The sequence below is a fragment of the Brooklawnia propionicigenes genome (genome assembly GCF_030297015.1).
Lineage (GTDB): Bacteria > Actinomycetota > Actinomycetes > Propionibacteriales > Propionibacteriaceae > Brooklawnia > Brooklawnia propionicigenes.
This window is the reverse complement of record NZ_AP028056.1, coordinates 243,257-260,369: the sequence shown is the minus strand read 5'-3', so window position 1 is coordinate 260,369 and position 17,113 is coordinate 243,257. Positions and strand designations below refer to the sequence as shown.

14 protein-coding genes, 1 tRNA gene and 1 pseudogene are annotated in these 17,113 nt (G+C 62.0%); 4 read left to right on the top strand and 12 right to left on the bottom strand.

Annotated elements, in window-relative coordinates; translation table 11 throughout:
- Window position 1: 1 nt before the first annotated feature.
- The 4 genes from QUE25_RS01225 to QUE25_RS01210 form a co-directional block, all read right to left on the bottom strand.
- Window positions 2–814 (bottom strand): N-acyl homoserine lactonase family protein, encoded by an 813-nt coding sequence (locus tag QUE25_RS01225; protein WP_286266802.1) that lies wholly within the window; start codon window positions 812–814, stop codon window positions 2–4.
- Window positions 815–841: 27 nt separating this feature from the next.
- Complete coding sequence (dhaK, locus tag QUE25_RS01220) at window positions 842–1,837, bottom strand: dihydroxyacetone kinase subunit DhaK (protein WP_286266800.1); 996 nt, start codon at window positions 1,835–1,837, stop codon at window positions 842–844.
- A 42-nt stretch (window positions 1,838–1,879) separates the two neighbouring features.
- Window positions 1,880–2,515: a dihydroxyacetone kinase subunit DhaL gene (gene dhaL, locus QUE25_RS01215; protein ID WP_286266797.1), complete on the bottom strand. Its 636-nt coding sequence runs from the start codon at window positions 2,513–2,515 to the stop codon at window positions 1,880–1,882.
- 84 nt (window positions 2,516–2,599) lie between these two features.
- A complete protein-coding gene (locus QUE25_RS01210; RefSeq protein ID WP_286266795.1) occupies window positions 2,600–3,127 on the bottom strand; it encodes an O-acetyl-ADP-ribose deacetylase in 528 nt (175 codons plus the stop codon).
- A gap of 226 nt (window positions 3,128–3,353) precedes the next feature.
- Between QUE25_RS01210 and QUE25_RS01205 the strand changes: the two genes are divergently transcribed.
- Window positions 3,354–3,998 (top strand): Ltp family lipoprotein, encoded by a 645-nt coding sequence (locus tag QUE25_RS01205; protein WP_278951305.1) that lies wholly within the window; start codon window positions 3,354–3,356, stop codon window positions 3,996–3,998.
- Between the two features lie 123 nt (window positions 3,999–4,121).
- Here QUE25_RS01205 and QUE25_RS01200 read toward each other — a convergent pair whose 3' ends face one another.
- From QUE25_RS01200 to QUE25_RS01190, 3 genes and pseudogenes are all read right to left on the bottom strand, one after another.
- A complete protein-coding gene (locus QUE25_RS01200) occupies window positions 4,122–4,526 on the bottom strand; it encodes a hypothetical protein (protein ID WP_286266793.1) in 405 nt (134 codons plus the stop codon).
- A gap of 1,491 nt (window positions 4,527–6,017) precedes the next feature.
- Window positions 6,018–6,689, bottom strand: a complete 672-nt coding sequence (locus QUE25_RS01195) for a hypothetical protein (RefSeq protein WP_278951299.1) — start codon at window positions 6,687–6,689, stop codon at window positions 6,018–6,020.
- A gap of 99 nt (window positions 6,690–6,788) precedes the next feature.
- Window positions 6,789–8,359 (bottom strand): annotated as a pseudogene (locus QUE25_RS01190) (IS1634 family transposase).
- A gap of 681 nt (window positions 8,360–9,040) precedes the next feature.
- Here QUE25_RS01190 and QUE25_RS01185 point away from each other — a divergent pair.
- Complete coding sequence (locus tag QUE25_RS01185) at window positions 9,041–9,679, top strand: hypothetical protein (RefSeq protein WP_278951298.1); 639 nt, start codon at window positions 9,041–9,043, stop codon at window positions 9,677–9,679.
- Between the two features lie 350 nt (window positions 9,680–10,029).
- A complete protein-coding gene (locus tag QUE25_RS01180) occupies window positions 10,030–10,485 on the top strand; it encodes a tyrosine-type recombinase/integrase (protein WP_425332724.1) in 456 nt (151 codons plus the stop codon).
- A 111-nt stretch (window positions 10,486–10,596) separates the two neighbouring features.
- On the opposite strand, the gene QUE25_RS01175 is transcribed toward QUE25_RS01180, so the two are convergent.
- The 3 genes from QUE25_RS01175 to QUE25_RS01165 form a co-directional block, all read right to left on the bottom strand.
- Window positions 10,597–10,673: transfer RNA gene (locus QUE25_RS01175), tRNA-Ile, on the bottom strand.
- A 374-nt stretch (window positions 10,674–11,047) separates the two neighbouring features.
- On the bottom strand, window positions 11,048–12,007 hold the full coding sequence (locus QUE25_RS01170; RefSeq protein ID WP_286266787.1) for a DUF368 domain-containing protein: 960 nt from the start codon (window positions 12,005–12,007) through the stop codon (window positions 11,048–11,050).
- A 54-nt stretch (window positions 12,008–12,061) separates the two neighbouring features.
- Window positions 12,062–12,796 (bottom strand): NRDE family protein, encoded by a 735-nt coding sequence (locus QUE25_RS01165; RefSeq protein WP_286266785.1) that lies wholly within the window; start codon window positions 12,794–12,796, stop codon window positions 12,062–12,064.
- 44 nt (window positions 12,797–12,840) lie between these two features.
- On the opposite strand from QUE25_RS01165, the gene coaBC reads away from it, so the two are divergent.
- The gene (gene coaBC, locus QUE25_RS01160) at window positions 12,841–14,073 is read left to right on the top strand and encodes a bifunctional phosphopantothenoylcysteine decarboxylase/phosphopantothenate--cysteine ligase CoaBC (RefSeq protein ID WP_286266783.1); all 1,233 of its coding nucleotides are present in this window, start codon (window positions 12,841–12,843) and stop codon (window positions 14,071–14,073) included.
- A 78-nt stretch (window positions 14,074–14,151) separates the two neighbouring features.
- On the opposite strand, the gene QUE25_RS01155 is transcribed toward coaBC, so the two are convergent.
- Together QUE25_RS01155 and QUE25_RS01150 are read right to left on the bottom strand one after the other, a co-directional pair.
- Window positions 14,152–14,640, bottom strand: coding sequence for a carbonic anhydrase (locus QUE25_RS01155; RefSeq protein WP_286266781.1), 489 nt, complete (start codon window positions 14,638–14,640; stop codon window positions 14,152–14,154).
- A 16-nt stretch (window positions 14,641–14,656) separates the two neighbouring features.
- Window positions 14,657–17,107, bottom strand: a complete 2,451-nt coding sequence (locus tag QUE25_RS01150) for a DNA gyrase/topoisomerase IV subunit A (protein ID WP_286266778.1) — start codon at window positions 17,105–17,107, stop codon at window positions 14,657–14,659.
- Window positions 17,108–17,113: the final 6 nt, after the last annotated feature.

Below are 17,113 nucleotides of genomic sequence, written 5' to 3'. Positions count from 1 at the left end.
TCTATGAGTAGTACCCGGCGGGCGCGAATCTCAGTGTCTTCTTCTGCTCGGCGTCGTGGCCGAAGATCATCTCGGCGCCAGTGGCATCGGCGATGCCGCGCAGTTTGTCCACCGACTCCAGCCAGGCGAGGTTGTTCCAGACGATCGCGGCACCGACCGCAGGCGGGCCCCAGCTGTCGGACAGGTAGACCGCATCCGAGGTGAAGATCTTCGTCCCGTCGTTCTCGAGATCGAGCTTGAGCGACATCGTTCCCCAGGTATGGCCGGGGGTTTGGATCACACTGATGCCCGGCAGGATCTCGTCATCGCCGGCGATTCCATCGATCGCCAGACCGTCGTAGTCGGAGACGATGTGCGCGCCCTGGCTGTATCCGGTGATCGACTTCACGCCCTCCAACTCGGCCGTGCTGGCAAGGATCTTCGTCTTGGCCGGGTTGAATAGTTTCGCGTTGGCCGCGTGGTCGAAGTGCAGATGCGACAGCACCAGAATGTCGATGTCGTCGAAGCCGAGGTCGAGATCGGCCAGTGCGGTGTCGAGGTAGCCGGGCCCGTCGACCGGTTCACGGACGGGGAAGAAATCCTGGAAACCGGTCGGCTCCCAGCGAGTCTCCCAATCCCGTGGCACGCCGGTGTCCCACAGCACACGTCCTTCTGGATGTTCGATCAGCACTGCATGCGTGGGGCAGTCGCCCCAGACCACCGGATCGTTCTTGTGATACCGGTCGCGGATGGTCTTTCCGCCCTTGAGAAGGAGCCAGGTCAGATCAGTCTCCATGACTCCGGTGGACAGGACATGCACTTTCATTTCTGTCATCGCAACCTCCTGTTGTGATTAGGGTTTTCAGAAGACCCGAATTGCGATCTCTGCGGGTGCGCTCAGTAGTTCTTTGATCTCGTCGTCGAGTTTCACCAAGGTGATGGATGCTCCGGCCATCTCGAGCGAAGTGCAGTACTCACCGACGTAGCTGCGCCAGACCTTGATCCCGCGCTCGGCGAGCTTGCGGTGGGCGATGCCGTAGAGCAGGTAGAGCTCCGAGATGGGAGTACCGCCGAGGCCGTTGACCATCAATGCGACTTCGTCGCCCTCGTTGTAGGGCAGATCGGGGACGATGGCTTCGAGCAACTCGTCGACGATCTCGTCGGCGCTGCCCAGCTTGTCGCGGCGTCGCCCGGGCTCGCCGTGAATACCGACGCCGACTTCCATCTCGTCGTCGGCCAGGTGGAACAGTGGTTCGCCTTTGGCCGGGGGAGTGCACGGGGTGAGTGCGATGCCCATGGATCGGGTTACCGAGTTCACCTTCTCGCCCACCCGGACGACTTCTTCGAGATCGGCGCCCTGCTCGGCTTTCGCGCCGCAGGCCTTCATCACAAAGAAGTTACCGGCGACCCCCCGGCGTCCGACGGTGAATGTCGAATCCTTCACTGCGACATCGTCGTTGATGAACAGGGTGGCAACCTTGTAGCCCTCGGATTCGAGCATTTCGGCGGCCATCTCGAAGGCCATCTTGTCACCGGTGTAATTGTTGACCAGCAAGAGAATTCCCTTGTCGGAGGCGAGCAGCTTGCCCGATTCGTAGACATAATCCATGGGCGGAGCAGCGAAAACATCGCCCGGACAAGCCCCGTCGAGCATTCCAGGGCCAACCACCATGACATGCGCGGGCTCATGGCCCGAACCGGATCCCTGAATAATGGTGACCTTGTCATTGTTCGGGGCATCCGCACGCATGATGAGGTTATATTCGGGCACATACTTCAGTGTGCCCGGATTCGCCAGGGCGATGCCGGTGAGCATTTCCGGAACGTACTGCTTGGGATCGTTGACGAACTTCTTCATTGGAGATCCTCTCGCTATGGAATTAGTGATGGAAGTGGACGATCAGCGTCCCGGCCAGTTCTTGGCAACGGCCGTGGCGAGCACTCCGACCGCGGTCGCTCCCGCGTCGACCGATCCGATTGAACGTTCGCCGGTGTAGGCCGCGCGCCCACGTTTGGCTTCGAGCTTGCTGGTCGCTTCGGCCGCTTCGACCGCGCTCGCGGCGGTAGCGTCCAGCACATCACCGAGTGGAGCTCCGTCGTTGAGCTCCCGCTCGAGGGTGTCGGTCATCGGAACCAGCGCATCAAGCAGGGTCTTTTCACCCAGGGATGCCCCGCCGCGCGCCATGATGCCCTCGGCGGCCGAGCGCAGCATCGCGACTACCGTGGCTCCGTCGAAGGTCTCGGCTTTGCGAGCCACCATGGACGCCCGCAGGAACGCGGTGCCCCAGATCGGGCCCGAGGTGCCCCCGACTCTGCTGGTGACCACCATCGCGACCTTCTGCAAGAACGTGGCCACGCTGCTGCGGTCGAATTCGTCCCACTGTTCCAGGACTTTCTCGAAGCCACGTGCCAGGGAATACCCGAAATCTCCGTCGCCGACGACCGAATCCAAGTCGCAAAAGTACTTCTCATTGTCGATTGCGGTTTCGGCGATGGTGCGCACAACGTACTCGGTGATAGCCACAGGCTCCGACATCCGTCACTCCTTCGTGCTCCTGCCAACTGTTTCAAGCGTATCCACCCGTGCTGACAAAAAATGCTGAAGTGATCAAAGACTCAGTCAAGACATCGTGTGCAACTCGCGGAGGGCCTGCTCGAAGGCGCGATACAGATGTTCGTTGAACAACCAGAAACGGACTTCGATGACCTGTGGATGCTCGGCCATCGCCTTCGCGACGGTGGACACGGCGATGCGCGCGGCCTCATCGGCGGGATAGCCATAGACCCCTGCTGAGATGGCCGGAAAGGCAACGCGGGCGCAGCCGTTCTCGGCCGCCACTTCGATGCTTCGGCGGTAGGCGCTGGCCAGCAACGCAGGCTCGCCGTGGCGCCCGTCGCGGTAGATGGGGCCGACGGTGTGAATCACGTGCGCGGCGGGCAAGCGATAACCCTTGGTGATCTTGGCGTCACCCGTGCGGCAACCGTGCAGGGTCCGGCACTCGGCGAGGAGCTCGGGACCAGCGGCACGGTGGATCGCGCCGTCGACACCGCCGCCTCCGAGCAGTGACGTGTTGGCGGCATTGACGATCGCGTCGGCTTCGGCGTCGGTGGTGATGTCGCCCTTGTGCAGTGTGATCTGAGCGTTCATGTATCGACTCTAGGTGGATGCATTTGGCGGTGTTGGATGCCGGCTCGATCGGGCGGAGTGGGCATTGTCGTACTCGGTGTCCGAAAACTGTCAGTGGTCGCGGCAAGCATGAAGCTCCCACCGAAAAGGTGGGCACGAATCGTGAAGACGAAGTCAAGGACGTAGTACCCGGGGTGACTCCTCGACTTCCACGCATGATCCAGAACCAATGTGAGGAGAAGTCATCATGTCGCAGTTTCCCCCTAATCAGCCTCCGCAGCAGCCCTACTACCAGGGACAGCCGCCCCAGCAGCCCGCGGGACAGCAGCCGCCGCCGTACGGTCAGCCGGCTTTCCAGCCCGCCAGCGCGCCGAAGAAGCCCTGGTACAAGCGGGCTTGGGCAATCGTGGGGTTCGTCATTCTCGGATTCTTTATCCTGAGTCGGCTTGTCGGAGGCGGTTCCGCCGATGACCAGACCCAGGATGCTGCGGCTCAGCCGAGCGTGACCATCGCCGCCGAAACGACCGCAGCGCCGGCGCCGGAGCCCACCACTGCGGCTCCGCCGGCCGAGACCGAGCCTGCGGTGCCCACCGAGTACAAGTCCGCGCTGAAAAAGGCCCAGAGCTACATCAAGACCATGAACTTCAGCCAGGCCCGTCTCTACGATCAGCTCACGTCGGAGTACGGAGAGAAGTTCTCGCCCGAGGCCGCCCAGTACGCCATCGACAACGTGGACGCCGACTGGAATGCCGAGGCGCTGGCAGCCGCGATCAGCTACCAGAACACCATGGCCATGTCACCGTCTGCGATCTGGGATCAGCTGGTTTCCGAGTACGGCGAGAAATTCACTCCCGAGCAAGCCGACTATGCGATCGCAAATCTGCCGCCCTGAGAATTCCGCGGGTTTGGGTGATGCGTCTGCCCCGGAAGCGAGCAGACGCATCACCTGTTCGGTGGCGGATCTGGGCGGCAAGAGTCGTGCCTCGCGGCACTGCATCCGATCTTCGTTCGATGGTCAGCAGCTGTGGCGGTAGACGCCGTCACGTGCGGCCGTGAAGGTTCCCAGAACAGGGATTCCCAGTCCCGTCAATCCCGCCACGGCATCGTCCAACCAGGCGCGATGCTGTGCGGGTTGGCCGTCTCCGGGATGAGAGGTGGAGATGAGCAGGGGACCTTCGGAAGCGTTGGCAAGATGTCCCCACATACCCAGCAACGGCTGGACATCGTTCTCGTTCCAAGGGACGTCCTCGATGATCATTAGGGGAAGAAGCGGAACATGGGCCTGCGTGCGAGGCAGTAGCAGGAGGGAATTCCGTGCTCGATCGCGAAAACCGAGCAACAGATCCACCACGTCGGCGCAGCGAACGGGATCATCAAGGGGAAGCTCTGTCCAGTTCGCCGGAAGGTCTCTGTAAGCCATGTAGCAAGTCTTGAGGACAGAAATGGCTCCGCTGAGTTATCCACCGTCGCATCTGGGCCAAAGCCAGATGCTGTGGATAGCCAACACCGTGCCACTTCGTGTGATAGCGGGCAACAGACGATGCGTCCTGGAACGATGAACGGAGCCGGCACCGTGGGTGATCGCATCCAGCAACAGGCCATCCGCATGCTGGTGGTCTCCCCGGACCACGGTTCGATGAATCGGCGGCCTTCAATGGGGGAGTTGATCTCGGCATGCGCCGATCATCTTCCGTCGGCCGGTCGTCCGAGTAAGACGGCCTAGGTAGCGGCTTCAGACCAACAGACGAACAAAGCGGGTAAACCCAAGAAAACAAACGACTTTTCGGTCGTTTGTTCGAATAAGATCATTGTGGCTCCCAATATAGACAGACATCCGAACAATTGCGAGCTACTGGAACCAACTCTCCAACAACTGAAATGGCTGGCGGCGCAGTCTGTCGAGATCTTGGCTGTGGTGGCGCCTGAGAGCCCAACGCGCTCAGAGAAGCCTCGGCGTCTGCGCCGGCGCTTCTCCTCAGAGGAGGTCAAAGAGATGGCTCAGCAGTACCGGGACGGTGTCAGTACGCCTCAGCTGTGTGCGGAGCACGGGATCTCGAAGACGGGGATCTTGAGGTTGCTTCGCGAGGAGGGCGTGGAGGTGCGGCGTCAGACCGCGACCGACGGTGTGGTTGCAGAAGCGGCACAGCTTTACGAAGCAGGTATGCCGGTTACCCGTATCGCTGAGCAGTTGAGTGTGTCTGGGAGCGCGCTGCGGCGCAGCATGCTGAAAGCTGGCGTAGATATGCGACCGAGGGGTGGGTACCGCCGCGCTCCGCTTGCCTGACAAGGAGGTGATCGAGACTCCAGTGGACTTGCGCTCAGCGACCGTTCCGCCGCGAGGAAGTGAGCGTGGCACACTTCGATGCCGATCAGAGGATCATGACCGGGTTGTTGCACATGGCCGTCTGTGCTCCGCCGGAGATGTTGTCGCGTGGTTCTGTAAGTGACACGCACGATCCGACGTGTTAGGTCTGTACGCGCCTCGGGACGACCGCCAGACCAAGGTTGACCAAGCTGGCCGGGACCTTCAGGAAGACTCGGGCCTGTATGAACTCTCGCGATTAGCACATGGTCTGTGCGATGTAGTCGACGATCAGTGTGAAACATCGTCTCTAGTTGATGCGCCGACCAGACCTGGTAGCACGGCGAATTAGGCGCTGAAGTTTCCTGAATTCCTCAAGTGAGATCTGACCGCAGGTCGGACGAACGTCCGCTGGGTCATACTTCGACAGCGCCGTCGCCGCGCGTTGGAGGCCGAGCTTGCGCCAGCTTGTCTTGCGCAATGCCCTCAATGTCATCATCTAGGCTGGTTGAGTGATGCTCTAGGAGCCCAAACACAATAATGATCTACAGCGTGGTGAGATGCCGTCGACAAATCACTGCTGACGGCATCTCACTAGAGGAGATATCTCTAATAAAGAGTGAGCACTCCGACTATATCGTATCCGGGGATATATGGGTTGGCCGTAGGAACGACTTCAAAGACTTGCGACGTTTCTGAGTCCTCGCTGGACGCATCGGAAACCTCGATGAATTCGATCTGGGTCGAGTTGATATCAAGAGTGCTATCTTGTGGATCCATGCTCGCCGCCTTTGCGTTCTGGTCGATCTTGAAACGAAATGCCCATGCGACAACCATGTTTCCGTAGCTGGTTCCCGTGTATGCGTTATATCGGCAATTTCCTTCCAGCTTATATTCTGTGTTATAAGACAACGCGGGAATTGATGAGTGCCACAAGTAGCTAGCTGGGATGTTGGGATGGTAGTCGCTGTATGGGCTTCCGAGTCTTCCGTTGAGGGTGGCCTTGCAGTCCATTGGGCTTACCGCCATGGCGCTCATCGCTGAGGACAGCTGAAAATACCAACGTAGTGTATTGGAACTACTACCGACATCAACTGACGCTCCGAACTTTCCCATAGCGTGAGTCGCGTTCATTTCGGGCTTGCTCGCGGTGAAGACCCACGTGCCTTGTGGTGCCGGAGTCGGTGTGGGCGGCGCTGCAGAAGCCTGTGTGATCCCAGCGCATAGGACAATAACAAGCGTTATGAGGCTTGCCAGTGCTTTGGGCAGGTGTCTAATCATAAGAGTCATCCTTGGTTCTATCTATCGGATAAACATCGGCTGTGATCCACGCGAATCCGGGAGCCTCTGTGTTCTTCGCCAGACCTGACTTCCACAGGTTTAGTGCTCGGGAATCCCGAGGGTGTTGAGGATTTCTCGGGTGTTGTCGGAGATGGCGGGTTGGGCTTCGATCGGGTGACCGTTGATGGTGATGGTGATGGTGACGTGGCGTAGCGGTTGGAGGGTTTGGATGATGCGTTTGATGCTCCAGCCGGTGCGGGCCTGTAGGTCGCGGGCGATCGCGAGCGCGGTGAACACGATGGTCAGGTGGGCTTCGATCGCGTCGCGGGTGTGGTGGAAGATCGGTCTGGCAGCGAGGTCGTTTTGGACATCCGGAAGGATTGCTCGACGTGCCACAGTTCGTGGTAGGCCGAGATCACCTGGTCGGCGGGCATGGTGTCGACGGTGATGTTGGTGACGTAGCCTTTCAGGCCGGTGAGTCGGCGTGCCCGGTCCAGGCTGGTGTGATCAAGGGTGAGCGTGGCCCCGCTGGTCTTCAAGAATCTGGCCTTACGGGGCGGGTGGAGGCCATCGATGATCGCTTGGGCCCGGTTCTGCTGCGCGGTCAGGGTGTGTTGATCCCGGACGGCCCGTTTGCGGGAGTATTGCCACACCGCCCGCCACGCTAGCGGATGGTCTTGGGGGTTCCACACCGGCTCGTCGCAGGTGTCGAGCCTGGCCGGGTCGGGTTTGGTGCGGCGCATCGTGATCGTGTCGATGATCTGGGCGTCGGTGAAGTGGTCACCGTGCCAGCAGAAATGCTTGGCCAGATCGTGGGGTGCTTTCGTGACCCGGGACCCGACGATGAACCGGAGCCCGGCATCGTCGAGGGCTTGCAGGTTGGTCGCGGACAACATGCCGGCGTCGGCGACCACGACCATGTCGGTGATCTGGTGACGGTCTTGGAACGCTTTGACGATCGGGATGATCGTGGCAGTCTCGGCCTTGTTACCCTCATAGCAGGCGATCTCTAACGGGAACCCGCTCCGGTCAACGAGCAGCCCGACGACGATCTGCGGATCGACACGACGCTCTTTACTGAAGCCGACTTTGCGAAGATCGTCTTCGTTCTCGGCCTCGAAATACAGCGTGGTGACGTCGTAGAGCAGCAAGGAGATGTCCCCGCCAGCGTCGGTCCACACGTGGGTGAAGCAGGCCTTCGCGATCTGTTCGCGGTAGTCACCAGCCATGCAACGACGCAGCGCGGCGTAGTAGGTGTTCTCGTGGAACGCGTGCATGCCGAGTTGGTTGATCACCCGGATGCTGTCGCGTTTCGAGGTCGGCTCGACGAGCCGGGCTGCGACCAGCTGGAAGAACGCCTCGTCATCGATCACGGTGAACCCGAGCCGGCCCCAGGAGGCCCGGATCGCATCCATCAGGAGTTTCGATCGTGTCCCGGCGACTACCGCGACCGCACCCACCGGCGCACCGTGGGGATCGATACCCAACTCCAAGGCGGGCTGGCCGGCGTGAAGCTTGTCGTGGCCGGCCCGCATCAACGCCGCGAGCTCGGCGTCGGTATGGGCCGACCCCAGATGCTCCACGATCACTCGCTGGCCGTGCTTGGTCTCCACGATCTGCACCGCGGTCGCACCCGACCGGGTCTTCACTTTCCGCAGATACGGGCTCACAAGCCCGATTCTAACCGCCCGTTAGTGCCCGAAAAGCACCAACCGCGAGCCCCTGACAAGCACAAACAATCACGAAACACGCCCACCTGTGGAAGTCAGGAGTGCTTTGGGCAGGTGTCTAATCATAAGAGTCATCCTTGGTTCTATCTATCGGATAAACATCGGCTGTGATCCACGCGAATCCGGGAGCCTCTGTGTTCTTCGCCAGAGGATCCCGTGATATTAGGGTCATAGCGACCTGTTCCCCGGGGGTAAGGTTGGCGAATCCGGTTACACCGCGAATGGTTGAATAGTGAGACCAGACTGGAATATTACCGTCCATCATGATCACGCCACATCCGCGATCTGAATCCCATGACTCGACGGTTCCCGTGACGAGTTTTGGCACAAAAATGTCCTTTCCGTTCGCTACGTTGCTTACGACCTGGGGAGGTGACTTTAACGTAGCACCGCCGGCAAGACTTGTCTAGCGAACTGTCAAAATCTTAATGATTCGCCGTCGGCTTGTGTATGGCAGGATGTGCGAGTTAGTCAACCCGTCTGTGCAGAAACGTTGTGACTGCCATCGCGACACGCCCAAGCAGCTAGAGTGCAGATAGGCGCGGACGTTAAGTCGATCTGTTGATTGAAGGTCTATGCCTACTGTGCCGGGTCATCGACTAAGAGAACGGGAGCAACCATATGAACGGCGCGGAACTCTGCACGGTACGAGAGGGTCTAGGCCTATCCAAAGCGTGGCTCGCTCGCCGGTGGCAAGTGCCGTCCGAGGCGATTGATCGCTGGGAACAAATCTCCACGACAGAAGTGCCGCTGGAGTATGTAGCCGATCTCTCCTTCATAGAGGCGCTCGCCGACGCGCGGGCCAGTGATCTACTCGGCCAGTTCTCGCGTGATCTCGGTGTGGATGACCTTAAAGATGTCATCCTTGATGCTGCAGACCCTTCTACTTGGCCAAGTACCACAGTGCCGGGTACAGACGATGAGTGCGAAATGTCCGGCTTACCAGCGGGATTCTTCCGTGCGTGTGCCTATCGGGCCCGGCAAGCGCTAGCCGGGAGACTGACGATCGAATACGCTCAAGCTGAGCAGGACGAGTACATACTGGCTGCCGCGGCGTCGGGCATCGTGACGTTGAGCAGCAATGCGAATGGCGGACGGTTGATCGCCAGGCTAGGACCCATAAGCGATGCGCTGGATATGAAGTCAATGGATGTGAAGCACCTAGTTACCAAGATCCTAGACATCGACCAGTGTCAGATTTCGGCAAGACGAATTCGGTCAAGCGGTACATACGTACTTTGGGTAATACGCATCAGATGATTTAGTTCCCCGAGGTCTCCAGATTGCGGAGGAGCAAGGACTCCACCATTGTGCGGAGTATGGCCTGACTTTCACAGGTTCAGTGCCCCGAGACGAAGGGCCGCCTGGTCAAACGGATACGGCTCAGAGCGTCGATTTCAAGGCGTCCTCGGCCCACTTCTACCGCCACAAGATCGACATCTCTCTGAAGTCGACGATCGGCGGTGAGTACCAGCGGGCATTCCTCGGCGCAACCGAGCAGACCCGCCGGGGCATCGTGTGGCTCGTCGCCTTGGCCGTTGGCATGAGGCGCGGCGAGCTGTGCGCGGGCTCACTTGGGCCCACGTCGACCCGAGGCCGGTCTGATCACCGTGGAGCGCTCAGCCACCCAGTTCGGGCAGCAGATCGTGACGACTGACACCAAGAACCATGAGAACCGGACTGTTGCACTCGACCCGAAGACGGCGGCAGCGCTGAAGGCATGGCGCCAGCAGCAGGCCTCCGAGCGGCTCGAATGGGGGCCGGCCTATGAAGACACCGACGGGTTGGTCTTCGCCTGGGAGAATGGGGCCCGAGTGTTCCCCGATTACTTCGCCAAGGCGTTCCTGGCAGCCCAGAAGGGCACGAGTCTGCCTCGGATGACGTTGCACGGGACTCGGCACACCCACGCGACCACACTGCTGCGTGAAGGCATCCCTGTCCACATCGTCAGCAAGCGCCAGGGTCACAAGGACCCGAGCGTCACTTTGAACGTCTACGCCGACGCGATCCCCAAGGACGATGACCGTGCAGTCGAGGTGTTCGCCAAGGCGGTCTGGGGAGCCTGACCGGGCGTCAAATCGGCAGCATCCGGCTGGCCGTTGGCAAATCGTTAGCAAAACCAACCATCACAGAGGAAGGAGGGAAGCAGATAAGCATCATCTGACTACCCGCTTCACTGGTAGGGCGTGCGGGGCTCGAACCCGCGACCCAAGGATTATGAGTCCTCTGCTCTAACCTGCTGAGCTAACGCCCCTTGCCTGCGGCGGCCAGTCTAGCGGGAAACATCCCAGAGACGCTTCTTCGAGCGCCGCCACCCGCGGATAACGGCCCGCGCGGGCCGTAGGAATCTACTTTAGTTGACAAGTTATCCACAGATCGGGAAAAAGCCTTGACGCCCCATGAAGCGGTGACTGAAACTGACAGTGCTAGTCATTCCGCTGCTCAGTCCCCCAGGAGCGCAGCTGAGGCACCGCCGCTAGCGCCCGCCCCCGAGGCGTCGGCGGCGGTGCTGGCTGTCGCAGAGGCGATGACTGCGCACCTCCCAGGCGCGACCGCGATCCCCGAATGAAGCGCTACATGTCGCGCCAGGCATCGAGCTATCCCCAGATCGCGGCGGTTGGATCGGTGTCAGCTCGCGGCTGCTTCAATCGCCTCGCGCTGAATCGCGACCTTGTCCTCGAGCTTGCTGAACAGCCACGATGCGATCGTCCCGACAATGAACATGACGATGGCGAAGATGAGCGCCACCGGCAGGCTCAGGTTGGCCTCCGCCAACCCGGATGCCGTGAACGTGGGGAAGACCACGGTCGGGAAAATCGCCAGCGATGATCCGATGACCATGCCGAGAATGAAGTGGTACATGCCCGCGTAGTAGTGATCGAATGCCCACGCGGCAGCCTTGGCGAAGACCAGAACGCAGACAATCAACCCCAGCGTCAGGGGAACGATGACAGCGAAGTCGAAGTCCTTGATGCCGGCGGCCATCTTGTCGTAGAGGCCGAAGTAGATCAGGAAGTTCGACGGGCTCATGCCCGGCACGATGACACCCAGGCCGATCAGCGCTCCCGACCCCAGCCAGACCAGCCAGTTCGGGGTGACATTGATCATCGACTGACCGCCGATCAGCATGATCGCGAAGATCACGACGGCAGCGACTGCCAGGATGATCCAGTGTGTGGTCGTCCGGCCCTGCCTGCCGGCCGTGCGATAGAGCGACGGGAAGGTCCCCACCACGAAGCCGATGAACAAGCAGATGAACTGCGCCGCGAAACGGCCGAACGCGGCGTCCACGACAACCGAGAAGAGCACAATGCCGATGACCGCGCCGATGCCGATCGGGATGAAGTAGAGCACGTTCTTGCCGAAGCGATGGAACGGCTTGGCCAAGAATCGGATGATCGGGTCGTACACGCGGAAGATGACCGCCAGCACGCCGCCGGATAACCCGGGCAGGATGAAGCCGATCCCCACCAGGATGCCTTTGACCAGTCGGATCAGCCAGGCGCTGATGCTCTCCGGTTCATTCAGATAGCCGTCCGCGGGAGGCTTTTGCACGCTCGTCGGGTTACTGCTGATCGGTTCGCTCATGTACTTCCTTCGTCGGGGTCCCGCACGATACTACCTGCCGTGCTTGTGGCTCCCTCAGGCGAGGACGAAAGGTGCCTCGGCCCACACGCCTGGCTCGGGAAGCACAGCCGAGGCGAGTTGCACGCGCTCAGCACGGATTTCGGCGACGCAAACCAGGAGTGACATCGTCGGATACCCGTGTGGATGATTGTCACGAATGATCGCCCGATCGTCGAAGGGCCCCAGCGCCGAGCTTGCGGACAGCACCGCGACCCACTGGTGAGCCCACTGCTCGAAGGCCATCTCGGGACCCTGCCGCTGGGTGATCTCGCGGTAGTCAGGCAGCCAGCGGACAATGCGGGCCGTGCGGGGATCGTCCACCTCGTCGTGCGAGATCATGTGGACGCCCGGCTCAAGCTGCTGGCGGCGCAGCCGCAGCCCATCCCAGATGGTGACCCACGCCCGCGGTCCCGCCACTTCGACCAGGTTGAAGCCGGCGGTGCGGGGACGCTGCGGCAGCGATTCTCCCGAGACCGAGGCAAGGACGATGCCACCCCTCGACTCGAGGGATCCGTCGGGCACCGACAGCACATCGCGGTTGAGAATGACGGCCAGCCGACCGGCGGGGGAATCCTCGGCCAGCCAGGCTCCGTTCGCCCGGCGGTCCCGGACTCCGATCACCTCGGGATACTCGTCCGGCCACCAGGGCCCGGGTGCATCCCACGGACGGGTCGGATCTTCGTCGCGCACGGCAAGCATCCGAGTCGCATGTTCGGCGCATTCGGGAACATGGATGATGACCGTACACATGGGTGTGCAGTCTAGACGCTCGGCCGGATGGGAGGATGGAGGCCATGAACATCGTGCTGGGAGTGTCCGGTGGAATCGCCGCATACAAAGCAGTCATGGTTGCGCGCCTGCTCGTCGAGGCAGGACACGACGTGCAGGTGGTGCCCACCGAGGATGCGCTGCACTTCGTGGGGAAGCCGACCTGGGAGGCCATCAGTCGTCATCCGGTGACCGCGTCGGTTCATGAGAATGTGGCCGAGGTGCGGCATGTCGCGCTGGGCCAGCACGCCGATTTGATCATAGTGGCGCCCGCAACGGCCAATACCCTGGCGCGAATGGCCGCTGGCATCGCGGACAACCTGCTCGGCACCACACTGCTGGCCACCGAGGCACCCGTGCTGGTAGCGCCGGCGATGCACACCCAGATGTGGCTGCACCCGGCAACTCAGGCCAACATCGCGACCCTGCGTACCCGCGGTATCGAGTTCGTCGGTCCCAACGACGGACGACTCACCGGCACCGACTCCGGGCCGGGCCGCATGAGCGAGCCGGACGAGATCGTCACCCGCGCATTCGAGATTCTCGCACGGACGAGCCTCACCAGCGGCGATCTGGCGGGAGTGAAGCTGCTTGTCAGCGCCGGTGGCACACGTGAGCCGATCGATCCGGTCCGGTTCATCGGCAACCGCTCCAGTGGACGCCAAGGTGTCGCCCTGGCCGCCGCCGCTGCGGCTCGGGGCGCCGATGTCGTCCTGCTCGCCGCCAACATCGAAGACGCAATCCTGTCCGAGGTCTCCGACTGTGCCAACGTGCGAATCGATCGCACCGGAACCGCCACCGAGATGGACGCGGCTGCGAACCGCGAGGCCGACGACGCGGATGTCATCGTGATGGCCGCTGCGGTGTCGGACTATCGCGTCGCCGGCGTGCGCGACACGAAGATGCGCAAGGAGGACACCGGCACTCAGGTGACCCTCACCCTGACGGAGAACCCCGACATTCTCGCCGGCCTGGTGCACCGCCGCCGGCCCGGCCAACTCGTGGTGGGATTCGCCGCAGAAACCGCCGAGAACCAGCAGGCACTACTCGCGCTCGGCCGCCAGAAGCTCGCCCGCAAGGGCGCAGACCTGCTCGCGGTGAACGCAGTGGGTTGGTCCGAGGGTTTCGAGACGACCGAGAACACGCTGTATGTGCTGGCGGTCGGCGGCGAACTGGTGGCCACGGCGAGTGGGTCGAAACGCGAGGCAGCCGATGGGCTGCTTGACGCGATCGTCGCCGCGCGTCAGGCCCGCAGCTGAGCCCTCGCCCGGGTCGCCGAGCACCCAGGGCCCGAGTCCAAGCGGCTGAGTCAGTAGAGCTGAGTCAGTAGATCCGAGTCAGTAGAGCTGGGTCAGGCGTCCGCTGTCGACGTCGTAATCGAAGCCACCGACCTCGGCGAACCGCCCGATGAGCTCGTGATTGCGCAGTGTCTCGACGTCTTCAGCCAACCGGCCGAGCCGATCGGCGTCCGCACCGAACACGATGTCGATGTCCTTGATGCCGCTGGAGGCCGAGATGCGATCGCGCAGGTCCGACTCCGACCCGGCCATCGCACAGCGAGTGTGTGCGATGATCATGATCCGATTGACGCCCAGGGCATGCACCGCCAGCACACAACCGGCCAACATCTCCGGCCCCAGATGACCGCCCGGACTGCGCAGAACCTTCGCGTCCCCGACCTGCAGCCCGACCATGGGCAGTGGATCAAGCCGACAATCCATGCAGGTCAGCAGGCACAGACCGGCGCGGGGCCTGCCGTCCAGATCGCGATGTTCGAATCCCTCGGCATAGGCGGCATTGGCCGTCAGTAGATCAGCAAATGGCACGCGGCCATCCTACGAGCTACGAACCAAGAACCCGGCTGGCTACGGCAGCGATCGGCTGGGACGCGGGAGTCCCGGACCCATCACGGCGTCCGGTGGCCGGGGGCAGATCGACCGGCGATCCCGATCCGGCCGCCGCAATCGCGGGAGCCGCCCCTGCCCAACCCAGCAGAAGGGTGTCCTCACCCTTCAAGAACCGGTGGCAGCGCACACCGCCGGTCGCGCGGCCCTTCGGTGGGTATTCGGCGAACGGGGTCACCTTCACGCTGCCGGTCTCGGTTCCCGGTAGCGACGACGAACTGCCCGAGACCGTCACCACGACCGCTGCGCCGGCACGCACTGCCCCGAACCAGATGGCCTGGGCGTCGGCCCCCAGCTTGATGCCGGTCATGCCGGAGCCTGCCCGGCCTTGCGGGCGGACGAGCGAGGCAGCGAAGTGCAGCAGTTGGGCGTCCGAGGTGATGAAGACCAGTTCATCGTCGGCGCTGTGCAGTTCGAGCGCGCCGACCACCTCGTCGCCGTCAGCGAGATTGATGACCGTCCAGTCATCCTTGCTGGCCAGTATCTCGGGGTTTACCCGTTTGACCACGCCCGATCTGGTACCCAGCGCCAATCCCAGCGACGAATCGCTCAACGAGGTCAGCCCGAGCACCCGCTCGTCCTTGTCGAGGTGCACCAGATCGGAGATGCGCGTGCCGCCCTGCAGATTCGGCGAGGTTGCGGTCGGGGGCACCGAAGGCAACTCGATCGCCTTCGCCTTGATCAACCGGCCGTGTGAGGTCAGCACTCCGTATTCGGCATGCGTGGTCGCCTGGATTGCCGCCACCACGCAATCGTGGCGGGTACGGGGACCTTCGGGCCTCGCCGGGGCCTCCGCCACGTCGAGTCGCGCCACCAGTCCGGCCGAGCTCAGCATCACCCAGCAGGGATCATCGGGGATTTCCAGTGGTGCCGCAGCACTGCTCGCCGCCACACCGGAATCGGCCAGCAGCACGGTGCGACGCGGTGTCCCGAACTTCTTCACAACGTCATCGAGCTCTCCGCTGACCAGCCCGTGCAGCACTGATTCGTTGTCGAGGATCTCATTCAGCCGGGCGATCTCGGCCGTCAACTCGTCGCGCTCGGATTCAAGTTCGATCCGGCTCAGCTTGGTCAGCCTGCGAAGCTGCAGATCGAGGATGTAATTCGCCTGGACCTCTGTCAGCTCGAAGGCCTCCATCAGCCGGGTGCGGGCTTCCGCCACATCTTCCGAGCTCCGGATGATCGCGATCACATCGTCGATGTCGAGCAGGGCGAGCAGCATGCCCTCGACCAGATGCAGCCGGTCGGTGGCTTTGCCGAGCCGATGCCGGGTCCGTCGCAGGACCACCTCGATTCGGTGATCCAGATAGACCTGCAGCATCTCGATCAGCGACATCGTCCGAGGTTGCCCATCGACCAGAGCCACCGCGTTGATGGCGAAGGTGTCTTCGAGCTTGGTCAGCTTGTACAGCTGCGCGAGCAGCGCATCCGGGTTGATGCCGTTCTTGATCTCGATGACCAGCCGGGTGCCATGCTTCAGATCAGTGAGATCCTTGACGTCGGCGATGCCGGAGAGCTTCTTGCGGGTGACCAGATCCTTGATCTGTTCCATGATCTTTTCCGGGCCGACCCCATAAGGCAGCGACGTGACCACGATGCCTTTGCGGCGGGGACTGACCTGGTCGATCCGGCAGGCCGCACGCAACTTGAACGAGCCGCGTCCCGACGCATAGGCGTCGCGCACCCCGTCCAGTCCGATGATGGTCCCGCCGGTCGGGAAGTCCGGCCCCGGAATGTAACGCATCAGTGCGTCCAGATCGGCATCGGGGTGAGCCAGCAGATGCTTCAGCGCGCCGACGACCTCGATCAGATTGTGCGGGGCCAGGTTGGTGGCCATCCCGACCGCGATGCCGGATGCGCCGTTGACCAGCAGATTCGGGAAGGCGGCCGGCAAGACGGACGGTTCGAGTTCTTTGCCGTCGTAGTTCGGCCGGAAATCCACGGTGTCGGATTCGATATCGGAGACCATCGCCATGGCAGCGGGTGCCAGACGGCATTCGGTGTACCGGTAGGCCGCCGGGCCGGCGTCCAGCGAACCGAAGTTGCCGTGCCCGTCGATCGTCGGCAGCCGCATCGACCAGTCCTGGCCGAGCCGCACCAAGGCATCGTAGATCGCCGTGTCGCCGTGCGGATGGAGCAGACCCATGACCTGGCCGACAACCCGCGCACACTTGACATGTGGCTTGTCCGGACGCAGCCCCATGTCATACATGGTGTAAAGAATGCGGCGCTGAACCGGCTTCAGGCCGTCCCGGGCGTCCGGGAGCGCCCGGGCATAGATGACCGAATAGGCATACTCGAGGTAGCTGGTCTCCATCTCGGATGAGACATCGATGTCGATGATGCGCTCTTCGAATTCTTCGACATCGTCCGGGGTCTTGGTTGCCATGTAGCG

Bases quoted from the DNA above. Each gene is read 5' to 3' on its own strand.
- QUE25_RS01225 (WP_286266802.1), bottom strand. From the start codon at position 814: ATGACAGAAATGAAAGTGCATGTCCTGTCCACCGGAGTCATGGAGACT.
- dhaK (WP_286266800.1), bottom strand. From the start codon at position 1,837: ATGAAGAAGTTCGTCAACGATCCCAAGCAGTACGTTCCGGAAATGCTC.
- dhaL (WP_286266797.1), bottom strand. From the start codon at position 2,515: ATGTCGGAGCCTGTGGCTATCACCGAGTACGTTGTGCGCACCATCGCC.
- QUE25_RS01210 (WP_286266795.1), bottom strand. From the start codon at position 3,127: ATGAACGCTCAGATCACACTGCACAAGGGCGACATCACCACCGACGCC.
- QUE25_RS01205 (WP_278951305.1), top strand. From the start codon at position 3,354: ATGTCGCAGTTTCCCCCTAATCAGCCTCCGCAGCAGCCCTACTACCAG.
- QUE25_RS01200 (WP_286266793.1), bottom strand. From the start codon at position 4,526: ATGGCTTACAGAGACCTTCCGGCGAACTGGACAGAGCTTCCCCTTGAT.
- QUE25_RS01195 (WP_278951299.1), bottom strand. From the start codon at position 6,689: ATGATTAGACACCTGCCCAAAGCACTGGCAAGCCTCATAACGCTTGTT.
- QUE25_RS01185 (WP_278951298.1), top strand. From the start codon at position 9,041: ATGAACGGCGCGGAACTCTGCACGGTACGAGAGGGTCTAGGCCTATCC.
- QUE25_RS01170 (WP_286266787.1), bottom strand. From the start codon at position 12,007: ATGAGCGAACCGATCAGCAGTAACCCGACGAGCGTGCAAAAGCCTCCC.
- QUE25_RS01165 (WP_286266785.1), bottom strand. From the start codon at position 12,796: ATGTGTACGGTCATCATCCATGTTCCCGAATGCGCCGAACATGCGACT.
- coaBC (WP_286266783.1), top strand. From the start codon at position 12,841: ATGAACATCGTGCTGGGAGTGTCCGGTGGAATCGCCGCATACAAAGCA.
- QUE25_RS01150 (WP_286266778.1), bottom strand. From the start codon at position 17,107: ATGGCAACCAAGACCCCGGACGATGTCGAAGAATTCGAAGAGCGCATC.